The organism is Streptomyces sp. x-19 (assembly GCF_046549115.1).
Taxonomy (GTDB): domain Bacteria; phylum Actinomycetota; class Actinomycetes; order Streptomycetales; family Streptomycetaceae; genus Streptomyces; species Streptomyces albulus_C.
Window position 1 is genome coordinate 114,731 of record NZ_JAJPWK010000006.1, and the last position, 13,507, is coordinate 128,237.

14 protein-coding genes are annotated in these 13,507 nt (G+C 72.6%); 1 reads left to right on the forward strand and 13 read right to left on the reverse strand.

Annotated features, from left to right (window positions below):
- Window positions 1-10: 10 nt before the first annotated feature.
- The 11 genes from ACLJT4_RS17585 to ACLJT4_RS17635 all read right to left on the reverse strand — a co-directional run bounded on the left by ACLJT4_RS17585 (window position 11) and on the right by ACLJT4_RS17635 (window position 7,769).
- The gene (locus tag ACLJT4_RS17585) at window positions 11-487 is read right to left on the reverse strand and encodes an NUDIX hydrolase (protein WP_233658509.1); all 477 of its coding nucleotides are present in this window, start codon (window positions 485-487) and stop codon (window positions 11-13) included.
- A gap of 232 nt (window positions 488-719) precedes the next feature.
- Window positions 720-1,448 carry a signal peptidase I gene (gene lepB / locus ACLJT4_RS17590; RefSeq protein ID WP_055583164.1) on the reverse strand — a complete coding sequence of 243 codons (729 nt, stop codon included), beginning with the start codon at window positions 1,446-1,448 and terminating at the stop codon, window positions 720-722.
- A 54-nt stretch (window positions 1,449-1,502) separates the two neighbouring features.
- On the reverse strand, window positions 1,503-2,465 hold the full coding sequence (gene lepB, locus ACLJT4_RS17595) for a signal peptidase I (protein WP_411123416.1): 963 nt from the start codon (window positions 2,463-2,465) through the stop codon (window positions 1,503-1,505).
- Window positions 2,407-3,468, reverse strand: a complete 1,062-nt coding sequence (gene lepB, locus ACLJT4_RS17600) for a signal peptidase I (RefSeq protein WP_411123249.1) — start codon at window positions 3,466-3,468, stop codon at window positions 2,407-2,409. Before lepB (ACLJT4_RS17600) ends, lepB (ACLJT4_RS17595) begins: the two co-directional genes overlap by 59 nt.
- Window positions 3,461-4,225 carry a signal peptidase I gene (gene lepB, locus ACLJT4_RS17605; protein WP_411123250.1) on the reverse strand — a complete coding sequence of 255 codons (765 nt, stop codon included), beginning with the start codon at window positions 4,223-4,225 and terminating at the stop codon, window positions 3,461-3,463. The genes lepB (ACLJT4_RS17600) and lepB (ACLJT4_RS17605) overlap by 8 nt, the downstream gene beginning before the upstream one ends.
- Before the next feature lie 96 nt (window positions 4,226-4,321).
- The gene (gene rplS, locus ACLJT4_RS17610; RefSeq protein ID WP_016571354.1) at window positions 4,322-4,669 is read right to left on the reverse strand and encodes a 50S ribosomal protein L19; all 348 of its coding nucleotides are present in this window, start codon (window positions 4,667-4,669) and stop codon (window positions 4,322-4,324) included.
- 133 nt (window positions 4,670-4,802) lie between these two features.
- Complete coding sequence (gene trmD / locus ACLJT4_RS17615; protein WP_411123251.1) at window positions 4,803-5,612, reverse strand: tRNA (guanosine(37)-N1)-methyltransferase TrmD; 810 nt, start codon at window positions 5,610-5,612, stop codon at window positions 4,803-4,805.
- Window positions 5,612-6,157, reverse strand: coding sequence for a ribosome maturation factor RimM (gene rimM / locus ACLJT4_RS17620; protein ID WP_411123252.1), 546 nt, complete (start codon window positions 6,155-6,157; stop codon window positions 5,612-5,614). The genes trmD and rimM overlap by 1 nt, the downstream gene beginning before the upstream one ends.
- Window positions 6,158-6,340: 183 nt before the next feature.
- Window positions 6,341-6,580 carry an RNA-binding protein gene (locus ACLJT4_RS17625; protein ID WP_003980229.1) on the reverse strand — a complete coding sequence of 80 codons (240 nt, stop codon included), beginning with the start codon at window positions 6,578-6,580 and terminating at the stop codon, window positions 6,341-6,343.
- A 2-nt stretch (window positions 6,581-6,582) separates the two neighbouring features.
- Complete coding sequence (gene rpsP, locus ACLJT4_RS17630; RefSeq protein ID WP_016571357.1) at window positions 6,583-7,023, reverse strand: 30S ribosomal protein S16; 441 nt, start codon at window positions 7,021-7,023, stop codon at window positions 6,583-6,585.
- Window positions 7,024-7,178: 155 nt separating this feature from the next.
- A complete protein-coding gene (locus tag ACLJT4_RS17635; RefSeq protein ID WP_016571358.1) occupies window positions 7,179-7,769 on the reverse strand; it encodes a hypothetical protein in 591 nt (196 codons plus the stop codon).
- Window positions 7,770-8,325: 556 nt separating this feature from the next.
- On the opposite strand from ACLJT4_RS17635, the gene ACLJT4_RS17640 reads away from it, so the two are divergent.
- A complete protein-coding gene (locus ACLJT4_RS17640) occupies window positions 8,326-9,186 on the forward strand; it encodes a methyltransferase domain-containing protein (protein ID WP_411123253.1) in 861 nt (286 codons plus the stop codon).
- 80 nt (window positions 9,187-9,266) lie between these two features.
- On the opposite strand, the gene ffh is transcribed toward ACLJT4_RS17640, so the two are convergent.
- Together ffh and ACLJT4_RS17650 are read right to left on the reverse strand one after the other, a co-directional pair.
- Entirely contained in the window at window positions 9,267-10,820 is a 1,554-nt protein-coding gene (gene ffh, locus ACLJT4_RS17645; RefSeq protein ID WP_411123254.1) for a signal recognition particle protein, read from the reverse strand.
- A gap of 141 nt (window positions 10,821-10,961) precedes the next feature.
- On the reverse strand, window positions 10,962-13,442 hold the full coding sequence (locus ACLJT4_RS17650) for a [protein-PII] uridylyltransferase (protein WP_411123255.1): 2,481 nt from the start codon (window positions 13,440-13,442) through the stop codon (window positions 10,962-10,964).
- Window positions 13,443-13,507 lie beyond the last annotated feature (65 nt).

Here is a 13,507-nt window from a genome sequence, read left to right on the forward strand (position 1 = left end):
CTATTGTGCGTCAGACCCTCTCGGTCTCCAGGAGCACCGGCGCACTCGGGGGCCCTTCGTCGAGCAGTGTGCGCAGCAGCTCGGCGAGTCTGGTCGGGTACACCGTCTCATGCGACGCCGACAGTTCCTCCGAGGTCCACCACTTCAGCCCCGACACGCTGCGCCGTTCCAGGTCCGTGTGGCCGGCGGTGTCGGTGGCGGTCCGATCGGTCCGGGCCAGGTAGTACCACTCGTCCTGTTCCCAGCGTCGCCCGTCGAAGGGAAAGGCGCAGCGGCGCTTCCACAGGAGCGGTCCGAGGGTGGCTCCGCGGATGCCGGTCTCCTCGGCGAGCTCGCGGAGGGCCGCCTCCTCGCGGGTCTCGGTGCCTTCCAGGCCACCACCGGGGGTGAACCACCAGGTTTCGGCCGGACGGTCCGGTTCGAAGCCGTGCAGCAGCAGGATCCGGTCGTCGGGATCGAGCAGCAGGACCCGGGACACCTGACGCACCTCGACGGCTTCCTCAGCCGCACCAGCATCACCACTGCCGGCGGTGCCGCCGTTCGCCGCGACGGCGCCATCGGCCCCACCCTCCGCGATCTCCGCCCGGTGGCCTGAATCTGCCCCTCCAGCGGCCCCTACAACGCCGTCACCGGTCGCCCCCGCCACCCCCTCACGAGCTGTCCCGCCCCGTTCCGATTCCTCCCCGGCCTCCTGTCGCGATACCCGCTCCCGCGCCCGCTCACCCACGTCCGCGCCCCTTCCGCCGCGCGATCGGCCCGTACGCCGCACCTCCGAGGATCAGCACGGCGCCCGCGACGACCGCGAGGACGAGGGGCTGGACCGGCCCCGGCTGCGAGGTGCCGCCGGGAAGCGCGGCGAAGCTCTCGGGGCGCTGGAGCACGCCGAGGCTGTCGAGCGGCCAGGCGCGGGCGTCGACCCGGGCCTCGACGGCGCTGCGCGGGACGGCTCCGTGGTCGCCGTCGGTGAGGTGGACCCGGGAGTCGAGGGAGTCGTTGCGGTGGTCGCCGAGGAGGAAGAGTTGGCCGGTGGGCACGACGGCCTTGAAGCCGATGGGCGAGGCGGGGCCGTCGCCCTGGAGGTAGGGCTCCTCGACGGGGGTTCCGTTGACCGTCAGCAGACCCTTCTTGGTGCAGCAGGCGACCTTGTCGCCGCCGACGCCGACCACCCGCTTGACCATCGGCAGATCGCCCCAGGTGGTGTCCTTGAAGACGACGACGTCGCCGCGGCGTATCTCGGAGCCGCTGACCTTTTCGGCCAGGACGCGGGCGCCCGGGGCGATGGTGGGCGCCATCGAGTCGGTCGGCACCGTGTAGGGGCGGTAGAGCAGCGCCCCCCAGACGAATGCGCCCAGGAACAGCACACAGCCGACGGCCACGGCCAGACCGGACAGCACACTGCCCGTGGTCCGGCCGCGGCCGTCCGTCGTACGTTCCGTACTGCTGCTCATCCCAGCGCTCCCGCCCCGCGGGGTGGGCCCGCGTCGAAGATCCGGGACGGCACCTTACCTGGGGTTACGCTCTGCGGTCAGCCTCCGGCGCCGCCAGATCACCAGCGGAACCGCGCCGGCGAGCCCCAGTGCGGCCGGAGCGGCACCCATGGCCTTGTTGATCCCGGGCTGGTCGAAGGTGTCCGGTACGGGGAGGGTGGACCAGCGGTTGATGGGCCAGGCGATGGTGAAGGCGCGGCCGACGACCTCGTCCTCGGAGACCGTGCCGTTGCCCGGGAGGTTCTGGTGGTATCGGGAGTCGAGGGAGTCGTCGCGGTGGTCGCCCATCACCCAGATCCGGCCCTTGGGGACGTGGATCGGACCGAACGGGCGGTCGCCGCAGGGGGTGGCGCCGGGGAAGACGTAGGAATCTTCCTTGAGGGCCTTGCCGTTGACCTTGACCGGGCCGACGCCCTGGCATTCGACGGTGTCGCCGCCGACCGCGATGACCCGCTTGATCAGGTCCTTCTCCTCGGCCGAGGGCATCAGGCCGATGAAGCTGAGGACCTTCTGGATCGGGTTGGGCTGCGGCGTGGGCGTCTCGTTGAGCCAGCCGCCCGGGTCGTGGAAGACGACGACCTCGCCGCGCTGCGGCTTGGCGCCGAACCACGGCGTCAGCTTGTCGACCAGCACCCGGTCGCCACGCTGGAGGGTGTCCTGCATGGAGTCGGACGGGATGGAGAACGCCTGCACCAGGAACGTCTTGATCAGCAGGGCGAGGAGCAGGGCGATGCCGATGAGGATCGGCAGTTCCTTCCAGAAGGCACGCGGCTTCTTGCCTTTGGTCACGCTGCCGGTCGCCTCCTCGTCGGCCACTTGGTCCGACTGCTTCGATGGATCGGTGTGCGGTCCGGCCGGTGCGGACCCGCCTGACTGCGCCTGTGGCTGATGCACGGAACTCGTCGCCTGCTGCGCGGACTCACCGCGCCCCGCGGGCTCTTCGGGCTCTTCGGTTCCGGACCGCGCGCCGACCGCCAAGTCCCCCACATCTGCTCCTCACTCCGCGCTCTCGCCTGCCCGTCAACCGGTGCAGGCCCACCACTCCCATAACGAGCGGGAGTTCCGCAGGGGTCGGGAGTACCGCCAAACTCTCGGATGACACCCTATGCGCTGCGCCCGCCGCCGACGCCTTCGCACCCGGCGCGTCGTGCACGTCGGCGAAGGTGTCGGGCTCCTTCAAAAACTGCCAGTGGCTGAACGGCCAGGCGATGACCACGGCCCGGCCCACGACGTTGTCCACCGACACCGTGCCGCGGTACGGCTCGTCGAGGTGGTAGCGCGAGTCCGCCGAGTTGGAGCGGTGGTCGCCCATGACGAAGATCCGTCCGGTGGGGACGTTGACCGTGAACTTCAGCTCGGAGGGCGGGTTTCCGGGGTGTACGTAGGGCTCGGTGAGCGGGGTGCCGTTGACCGTGATCCGGCCCTTGGTGTCGCAGCAGTGCACGCTGTCCCCGCCGACCGCGACCACGCGCTTGATCAGGTCCTGCTCGTTGGCGGACGGCAGCAGTCCGATGAAGGTCAGGACGTCGTTGATGGGGCCGGAGCCCCCGGTGGACTGGTTCTGCTCGCCCTTGAGCCAACCGCCGGGGTCCTTGAAGACGACGACGTCGCCGCGGTGCGGTTCGGCGCCGAACCACGGGGTGAGCTTGTCGACCAGCACCCGGTCGCCGATCTTGATGGTCTGTTCCATGGAGCCGGACGGGATCACGAACGCCTGGACCAGGAAGGTCTTCAGGACCAGCGCGATGGCCAGCGCCACCCCGATCAGGATCGGGATCTCCTTGAGGTAGGAGCGGCGTCTGCGGCGCTTGATGCGCTGGGCCTGGCGGCGCCGCTCGGCCCGTCCGCCGGTCGCCTCCCGGCCACCCGGCTCGTCGTCGTCCGCCCCGGCCGCCTCCGCCCCACCGGGGAACTCGCCGTCCTGCGTCCCGTCTTCGGGGAGGGATGCGCGCCCGTGGCGGGGCCGCCCGCGGCTACCCATGGGGGCCTGCCGACACCGGTATGCGGGCCAGGTCGCCGGGGGTGGCAAGGGTGCTCCAGCGGTCGAACGGCCAACTGATCAGGTCGGCGCGGCCGATGACCCGGTCGACCGGGACGGTGCCGCCACCGGCCTCGCCCAGGTGGTCACGGGAGTCGCTGGACCGGGAGCGGTGATCGCCCATGACCCAGAGCCGGCCCTTCGGCACCACGATGTCGAAGGGGACGGCGGAGGGCGCGTCCCCGGGATGGAGGTAGCCCTCGGTCACCGGCACTCCGTTCACCTTGATCCGCCCCTGTTTGTCGCAGCAGGTCACGTGGTCCCCGCCGACGCCGATGACGCGCTTGACGTAGTCGGTGTCATCGGACCGGGCCAGGCCCAGTGCCGCACCGGCCTTGCGCAGCAGTCCCGTCACGGGATTCTCCCCCGACTCCCTGTGAACGAAAGATCCCATGCCGTCGAAGACGATGACGTCGCCGCGCTGCGGGGTGGCACCGAAGCGGTAGGCCAGCTTGTTCACCAGGACCCGGTCGCCGACCCGCAGGGTGTTCTCCATGGAGGTGCTGGGGATCAGGAACGGCTGCACCACGAAGTTGCTGAGCAGGAACAGGAAGGCCAGGCACAGCGCGAAGAGGGTGACCGGCCGGTACCGCAACTGCGTCACCACGGCCCGGAAACGCGCGAAGCGCGACCGCCGCCCCAACCCCTCGACGGGGTCGGGAGCGGGGTCGCGCTCCGTGAGTCGTGCGTCGGTGTCCATGGGGCCCAGAGCCTATCCGGCCTGGCCCGGACGCCCGTCGCGAGCGTGGCCTCGCGGTGCACCGGGGCGGTTTCCCGCGGCCCGGTGCGGCGCGGCTCAGCGCTCGCGCTTCTCCTTGATCTTGGCGGCCTTGCCGCGCAGCTCGCGGAGGTAGTACAGCTTGGCGCGACGAACGTCACCGCGGGTGACGACCTCGATCTTCTCGACGATCGGGGTGTGCACGGGGAAGGTGCGCTCGACGCCGACCGAGAAGCTGACCTTGCGGACCGTGAAGGTCTCGCGCACGCCGGCGCCCTGACGGCGGATGACGACGCCCTTGAACTGCTGCACACGAGAGCGGTTGCCCTCGATGACGCGGACGTGGACGTTGACGGTGTCACCCGGGCGGAACGCGGGGACGTCGCTGCGCAGCGCCGCGGAGTCGACGGAGTCGAGGAGGTTCATGACCCACTGCTTTCTTCGCTGATGCCACAGGTCATCAGCGGAATCATCGGAAAAGTTGGTTTGCTGTCGGATCGCCGGGCGGACGTCGTTCCCCCTGTGGCAGGGGCGCACGCCGGACGGAGTCAGCAGCGGCTCATTCTTCCACGGACTGACTCGTCCGCCCAAATCGGCCGTCCTCACGCGGGGCCCAGCCCAGCGCGGCGAGGATTTCCCGGTCCTTCTTGTTGAAGGCGGCGGGGTCGGCACGCTCGATCAGATCGGGGCGGTTGAGGTCGGTGCGGCGGAACGCCTCGTCCCGACGCCAGCGGGCGATCTTGCCGTGGTGGCCGCTGAGCAGCACCTCCGGGATGGTGCGGTCGCGCCACTCGGGGGGCTTGGTGTAGACGGGGCCCTCCAGGAGGTCGGCCATCGCCCCGGGGGCGAAGGAGTCGTCCTGGTGGGAGGCGGCGTTGCCGAGGACGCCGGGCAGCAGCCGGGCCACCGCCTCGACCATGACCAGGACCGGGGCCTCGCCGCCGGCGAGCACGTAGTCGCCGATGGAGACCTCGCGGACGTCCAGGCGGTCGCCGTACTCCTCGATGACGCGGCGGTCGATGCCCTCGTAGCGGGCCGGCGTGAAGACCAGCCAGGGCTTGCCGGAGAGCTCGACGGCGAGTTCCTGGGTGAAGGGCACGCCGCTGGGGGTGGGGACGACGAGAACAGGTTCGCCCTCACCGGACGCCAGGATGTCGTCGAGGGCCGCGCCCCACGGCTCGGGCTTCATCACCATGCCGGGACCACCGCCGTAGGGGGTGTCGTCGACGGTGTGGTGCTTGTCGCGCGTCCACTCCCGCAGGTCGTGGATGCGGACGTCGAGCTGTCCGCGGGCGCGGGCCTTGCCGACCAGCGAGACGTTCAGCGGTTCCAGGTACTCGGGGAAGATCGTGACGACGTCGAGCCGCATCAGTTGTCCTCGCGGCTGGAGGCGATCTCCGCCTCGGCGTCGTCGAGGAGGCCGGGCGGCGGGTCGATGACCGCGCGCTGCTCTTCCAGGTCGATCTCGGGCACGATCTCGCTGACGAACGGGATCATGACCTCGCCGCCCTCGGGGCGGGTGACGATCAGCAGGTCCTGGTAGGGCAGGTGGGAGACCTCGGCGATCCGGCCGACGACGGTGCCGTCGCGGGTGACGACGTCGAGGTCGATCAGCTGGTGGTCGTAGAACTCCTCGGGGTCCTCGGGGACTTCCTCGGGGTCGATCTCGGCGATCAGCAGGGTGTTGCGGAGCGCCTCGGCGGCGGTGCGGTCCGCGACCCCCTCGAAGCGCAGCAGCAGCCGGCCGCTGTGGACCCGGCCGGTGGCGATGGTCAGCGGCCCGACGGAGGACGGGTCGGTGGCGAGGACGGCGCCCGGGGCGAGCCGGAGCTCCGGCTCGTCGGTGCGCACCTCTACGGTGACCTCGCCCTTGATGCCGTGGGCGCGGCCGATCCGGGCGACTACCAGCTGCACTGTGCTCCCTTTGCGGCTAAGCCGCCGCCGCTTCCGCGGAGGTGGCCGAGGAACGTCGGGGTTCCTCATTGGATGGTGACGGTGCTGGATCCGACGGGGTCGCGGTGGTTCCAGCCTCACATACGGACACGGGCCGGGGACGACCCGAAGGCCCTCCCCGGCCCGAGCCGGTGTTCAACTTGATCAGCGAACTTGGTCGACGTCGACGAGGTCGACGCGGATGCCCCGGCCGCCGATGGCGCCGACGACGGTCCGCAGTGCGCGGGCGGTCCGGCCGTTGCGGCCGATCACCTTGCCGAGGTCGTCGGGGTGGACCCGGACCTCCAGCACGCGCCCGCGACGCAGGGTGCGCGAAGCCACCTGCACGTCGTCGGGGTTGTCGACGATGCCCTTGACGAGGTGCTCAAGGGCCTCCTCAAGCACGCTCAGGCCTCGGTGGACTCGGAGGTGGACTCAGCCGCGGCCTCGTCCGCCTTCTTGTCGGCCTTCTTCGCCTTCGGGGTGATCGCCTCACCCTTCGGCTCGTCACCGGAAGCCTTGGCGGCGGCCTCGAAGAGGGCGCGCTTGTCGGCCTTCGGCTCGGCGACCTTCATCGGCGCGGGGGCCGGCAGACCCTTGAACTTCTGCCAGTCGCCGGTGACCTTGAGGATGGCCATCACGGGCTCGGTCGGCTGCGCGCCGACGCCCAGCCAGTAGGCGACGCGCTCGGCGTCGACCTCGATGCGGGACGGGTTCTGCACCGGGTGGTACAGGCCGATCTCCTCGATCGCGCGGCCGTCCCGGCGGGTACGGGAGTCGGCGACGACGATGCGGTAGTGAGGCGAACGGATCTTGCCCAGACGCTTCAGCTTGATCTTGACTGCCACTGGAGTGGTGTCTCCTGGTCTTGACGTGGTGGGGCACAACGAGATGCCACGTGGGGTTGCGGTACTCGGGGCCCCGATGGACGCGTCAGCCGGAGGAGAGAGGGGTCCTGTGCGACTGTCGAGTACAGCAGGCAATTGTGCCACACGCCCGAAGGTCAGCCGACCGCGGCCACCTCGGGGATCCGGAAGGGCTTGCCGCAACCACCGCAGACGATGGGCGCCTGGGCCAGTACGGACGGGACGACCCGGACGTTGCGCCCGCAGTCGCAGACGGCCTTGACGCGCACGCCGCCCCCGGAGGAGCCGTGCCGGGCGGCCGGGCCGCGGAAACTGCGGGTGGTGTCGGTGGCGGTGGCGGCGCTGTGCGCCTTGAGGGCTCTGGTCAGCCGCTCGATGGTGGGGCGGTAGCGCCGTCTCGCCTCAGGGTTGAGCGTGACCAGCGAGAAGCCGCTGCTGGGATGCGGCTCGTCGGAGTGGTCCAGGCCCAGCTCCTCGGCGATCGCCAGGAACCGGCGGTTGTGGTAGCGGCCTGCCCGGGAGGTGTCGCGGATGCCGCGGGCGGCGGCGATGCCGTGGACTGCCTCGTGGAGCAGCCGTTCGAAGGAGAGCTCGGCGCCACAGGCGGACGAGGACTCTCCAATCAGGGACTCGGGCGCGGCCAGGTCCGGCAGCTCGGGGTGGTGCCGTTGAATGTCGGCCCACGCGAGCGCCAGCTCGGCGGCGAGAACAGGCGGTGTCGTGCTCACGTCGTGACAACGAGTCGGAGTCGCCCAGTGTTCCGATTCCGGGGCATCCCAAATATTTTGCACGTACCAGTCAGTTTCTGGGCAGGGGGCGTGGCTCGTACGCGGTGTGCCGATCTGAGGAGAAGACACCCGAGCGCGGCAAGCCGGTACGTACGGCGCGTACCCCCGCGTACGCCACATGGCGTAAGTCGTCTGCACGCCGGGGAATGGGCGCGCGCCGATGTTACCGACGGTAGGAAATGCCGCGGACAGCGGCCCCGTCCCCCCACGGTAGGGCAGTGGTGCGGGGCGTCCGCAGGGGGGATGGCCGCGGCCGGCGCGCCGGGGCCGGGCGCCTGCCGTGGCGCGCGGGCACTCCCCAAGGCACCCTGGAACGGCGCTCCGGAGGCACGGGGGCCGGCGCACGCAGGGGCGCGCGGGAGCCAAACCCGGCGCACCCCCTGGACGGCCGGTCGGAAGCGCAGTTGTCTGGATCGCGGGGGCGCACAACGCTCGGAAACACGGGGGCGGACGGTACGGATCAGCTTCGGGTTCTCGGCGAATAGGGGCGCTTTCGATGTCACCCACGCTCGTGCGGCACCAGCTACCGAACACCGGGACCGGGCGCGCCGACGGCCCGGCCGCGCCGGCCGCGCCGGCCGGGACCCGCGCCCGCGACTGGGCGGAGATCCAGGAGCGGATGCTGGTGCCCCTCTACGAGGCCGCGTACGACCGGCTCGGCATCGGTCCCGGCACCCGGCTGCTGGGGCTGGGCTGCGGGTCAGGACTGGCGCTGCTGCTCGCGGCGGCGCGCGGGGCGCAGGTCAGCGGTGTGGACGCGGACGAGTGCCGGCTGGAGCTGGCCCGTGAACGGCTCACGCCGGACGGCATGCCGGAGGTCACCCGCCTGGTCAGCGGCGGGCTGGCCGACGCCGCCCCCGAGGACACGGCGTTCACCGTGATCACCGCGTTCCACCCGGTGGGCTGCGGCGGTGCCGCCGAGGAGCTCACCGGGGCGCTGACCGCGGCGGCGGCGCTGGCCGAGCGCGGCAGCGCGGTGGTGCTGGGGGGCTGGGGCCCGGTGGAGCGGTGTGCCGCGGCCGGGGTGCTGCGGGTGGCGGAGCGGCTGGCCGATCCGGCGGCGGGCTTGGGTGCGGGCTGGCGGCCGGCCGGGCGGGACGACCTGGAGGAGTTGGCGGGCCGGGCCGGGCTGCGGCCCGACGGATCGGGGCGGGTGGCCTGCCCGTTCGGGTACGCGGACCTGGCGAGCGCGGTGCGCGGGATGCTGTCGACCGGGCTGTTCGACGCGGCGCTGGAGGTGGCGGGCCTGCGGCAGGTGAAGAAGGAACTGGCCCAGGCGCTCCATCCGTACCAGCGGGCGGACGGCACGGTCTGGATGGCGAACGTCTTCCGGTACCTGATCGCGCGCACCCACTAGCCGGGCCCCGTGCGCAACGGGCGAGCCCCCGACCCTCCGGGAGGGTCGGGGGCTCGCCCCGCGGGCCGTACGGCGCCGCGTCAGTTCATGAACTTCTTGAACTCCTCGGGGAGTTCGAAGTTCTGCGGGTCCTGGTCGGCGCCCTGCGGGAGACCCAGCGGGTTGCCGGCCGCGGCCGCCTCGCGGCGCGCCACCGCGGCCTCCTCGTCGGCCTTGCGCTTCATCGGGTTGCCGCTCTTGCGCTTGCCCTTGGCCTGCTTGATCTGCTTCTTCTTGCGGGAGGCGCCGCCGCCCATGCCGGGCATCCCCGGCATGCCCGGCAGTCCGCCGCCCTGGGCCATCCGCGACATCATCTTGCGGGCGTCGAAGAACCGCTCGACGAGGCCCTTGACGGTGCTGACGTCGACGCCGGAACCCCGGGCGATGCGGGCCCGGCGCGAGCCGTTGATGATCGTCGGGTCCTGGCGCTCGGCCGGGGTCATCGACTTGATGATCGCGGCGGTGCGGTCGACCTCGCGCTCGTCGAGGTTGTTGATCTGGTCCTTCATCTGCGCCATGCCGGGCAGCATGCCGAGCAGCTTGGAGATCGAGCCCATCTTCCGGACCTGCTCCATCTGGGCCAGGAAGTCGTCGAGGGTGAACTCCTTGGGGCCCTTCGCCAGCTTGGCCGCCATCTTCTCGGCCTCTTGCTGGCTGAAGGTCTGCTCGGCCTTCTCGATCAGCGAGAGCATGTCGCCCATGCCGAGGATGCGGGACGCCATGCGGTCCGGGTGGAACGCGTCGAAGTCGTCCAGCTTCTCGCCGTTGGAGGCGAACATGATCTGCTTGCCGGTGACGTGCGCGACGGAGAGCGCGGCACCACCGCGGGCGTCGCCGTCCAGCTTGGAGAGGACCACGCCGTCGAAGCCGACGCCGTCGCGGAACGCCTCGGCGGTGTTGACCGCGTCCTGACCGATCATCGCGTCGACGACGAAGAGGACCTCGTCCGGGCTGACCGCGTCCCGGATGTCGGCGGCCTGCTGCATCATCTCGGCGTCGATGCCGAGGCGGCCGGCGGTGTCGACGACGACGACGTCGAACTGCTTGGTGCGGGCGTACTCGATCGAGTCCTTGGCGACCTGGATCGGGTCGCCGACGCCGTTGCCCGGCTCAGGACCGTAGAACCCGACGCCGGCGCGCTCGGAGACGACCTGGAGCTGGTTGACGGCGTTGGGGCGCTGGAGGTCGCAGGCGACCAGCAGCGGGGTGTGGCCCTGGCTCTTGAGCCAGCGGCCGAGCTTGCCGGCGAGGGTGGTCTTGCCGGCGCCCTGGAGGCCGGCGAGCATGATCACGGTCGGGGGCTGCTTGGCGAAGCGCAGGCGCCGGGTCTCGCCGCCGAGGATGCCGATGAGCTCCTCGTTGACGATCTTGATGATCTGCTGGGCCGGGTTCAGCGCCTGGCTGACCTCGGCGCCCAGGCCGCGCTCCTTGACCTGCTTGATGAAGGCGCGGACGACCGGCAGGGCGACGTCGGCTTCCAGCAGCGCGATCCGGATCTCCCGCGCGGTGGCGTCGATGTCCGCCTCGCTCAGGCGGCCCTTGCCCCGGAGGTTTTTGAAAGTACTCGCCAAGCGGTCGGAAAGCGTATCGAACACGGCGGTCGTCGATCCTCGGGGTCGGGGGCGTAGGTCAGTCGGGTTCTAGGGTATCCGGCTACGCAAGCGAACCCGCCCTGGCCCGCTCCCGCCCGGTGCAGCGGGGCGCCGCCGGCCCGCCGGCCGGGTGGGGCGCCCGCCCTACTGGAGCGCGGATTCCACCGCCGCGGCCACCTCCGTGGCCACCGCCCCGGGCAGCGGCGCCCCGTCCGGGCCGGTGACGTAGAAGGCGTCCACGGCGTTGGCGCCCAGCGTGCTGATGTGGGCGCTGCGCACCCGGACCTGCGCCGCGTCCAGGGCCCGTCCGATCCGGTGCAGCAGGCCGTGCGCGTCCTGGGCGCGGACCTCGATGACGGTGGCGGTGCGGGAGCTGCCGGCGGCGACGGTGACGCGGGGTGGCGGGGCCAGGACGGTGCGGGAGCGGCGGGCGTAGGCGCGTTCGCGTTCGGCGAGCCGGCCGGGGACGTCCAGGGAGCCGTCCAGCGCGCGGACCAGGTCGGCGCGGAGCCGGCCGGCCTCGGGCAGCGACCCGTACTCGGCGGCGACCCGCCAGCTCAGCAGCAGCACCGGGCCCCGGTCGAGGGGGTCCAGGGTGCGCAGGTCGGCGGCGCGGACCGTGAGGCGGTGCAGGGCCAGGACGCCGGCCGCGGCGGGCAGCACGCCGGGGCGGTCCGGGAGGGCGATGAGGAGTTCCACGCCGACCGGTTCGCGGGCGTCGTCCCCGGTGGGGACGGCGGCGTCGTCCACGGGGCCGGGCGGGCCGCCCTCGGGGCGGGGGCGCAGGGTCAGCACCGGGCCGTCGGTGCGGGCGGCCTCGAAGGCGAGGCGTTCCTGCTCCGCGGTGGGCAGGTCGGTGTCGCGGGGATCCGGTGCGGGCTCCCCGGCGAGTCGGTCGGCGACGCGTTGGACGAGGGTGGCGACGAGTCCGGCGCGCCAGGTGCTCCAGGCGGCGGGCCCGGTGGCGAGCGCATCGGCCTCGGTCAGGGCGTGCAGGAGTTCCAGGGTGCCGGGGCTGCCGACGGCGTCGGCGACCGCGTCGACGGTGTCCGGGTCGTCCAGGTCGCGCCGGGTGGCGGTCTCGACGAGCAGCAGGTGGTGGCGGACGAGGGCGGCGATCACCGCGGTGTCGCCGGGCCCGAAGCCGAGCCGGGCCGCCACGTCGCGGGCGATGGTCTCGCCGGCCACCGCGTGGTCGCCCGGCCAGCCCTTGCCGATGTCGTGCAGCAGGGCGGCGACCAGCAGCAGGTCGGGCCGGTGGACGCGGCGGGTCAGCGCGGCGGCGCGGACCGCGGTCTCGACCAGGTGGCGGTCCACGGTCCAGGTGTGCACGGGGTTGCGCTGGGGGCGGCAGCGGACGCGTTCCCAGTCCGGCAGCCAGCGGGCGATGACGCCCTCGGCCTCCAGCGCCTCCCACACGGGCACGGTGGGCGCACCCGCGCCCAGGAGGGTGACCAACTGCTCGCGGGCCTCGGCCGGCCACGGCACCGGCAGGGGCGCGGCGGCGCAGCGGCGGATCGCGTGGGTGGCCAGCGGCACTCCGCCCTGGGCGGCGGCGGCCGCGGCGCGCAGCAGGAGCACGGGGTCCCGTTCGGGGCGGGCGGTGCGTGCCAGTACGGCCTCGCCGTCGAGTTCGACGACGCCGTCGGCGAGCGGCGAGCGTACGCCGCGACCGGCGGTGCGAGCGGCGAGCAGACCGCGCAGCGCGGGTTTGACGGACCGCGCGCGCAGCACCCGGCCGACCTCGCGCCAGGTGACGTCGGCGGCGTAGGCGATGGTGCGGGCCGATTCGTAGGTCCGGCGGAGCAGGGCGTCCGCGTCGAGCAGTCCGAGGGCGCCGGCGACCTGGTCCTGCTCCTGGAGGGAGAGCCGGTCGGTGGCGCGCCCGGTGGTGAGGTGGAGGGCATCCCGGGTGTCCAGGAGCCGGGTGCGGGCGGTCTCCAGGCCGTCGCGGGGGGCGTCGGCGAGCCAGGAGGCGGCGATGGCGCGCAGGGCGGTGGCGTCCCGCAGGCCACCGTGCGCCTCCTTGAGGTCGGGTTCCAGGAGGTACTGGAGTTCGCCCTGGCGGGCGGTGCGGTCCCGGCACAGTTCGCGGAGTTCGGGCAGCCGCTTGGGGGCGCCCTCCCGCCAGTCGGCGAAGGCGGCGGTGCGGACCGCGGCGGTCAGGTCGGCGTCCCCGGCGATGTGGCGGGCGTCGAGCAGGCCGAGTTGCACCTTGAGGTCGTCGCGGGCGGCGCGGCGGGCTTCGGCGGGGGTGCGGACGGAGTGGTCGAGGTCCAGGCCGAGGTCCCAGACCGGGTACCAGAGGCGGTCGGCGAGGGCCGCCAGGTCGGCGGTGGCGGCGCGGCCGTCGTGCAGCAGCAGGAGGTCGAGGTCGCTGCGCGGGGAGAGTTCGCCGCGGCCGTAGCCGCCGACCGCCACCAGTGCGGTGCCGGGGGCGGCCGGCGCGCTCGCCCCGGCCAGCAGGGCGGCGAGCCACGCGTCGGTGAGCCCGGCGAGGGCGGCGCGGCGGTCGGGGCCGGTGGGGCCCTCGTCCTGGAGGAGCCGCAGGCGGGCGGCGGGGTAGCCGCCGCCCGCGGGGGCGGCGGTGGCGGGTTCTGCGGTGTGTTCGACGCTCTCGGTCAACTCGGGTTCTCCTCGGTCGTGTTGTCCCCCGCCGCGCTCCCGTACGCCCCCGCCGCGCGCGGTCC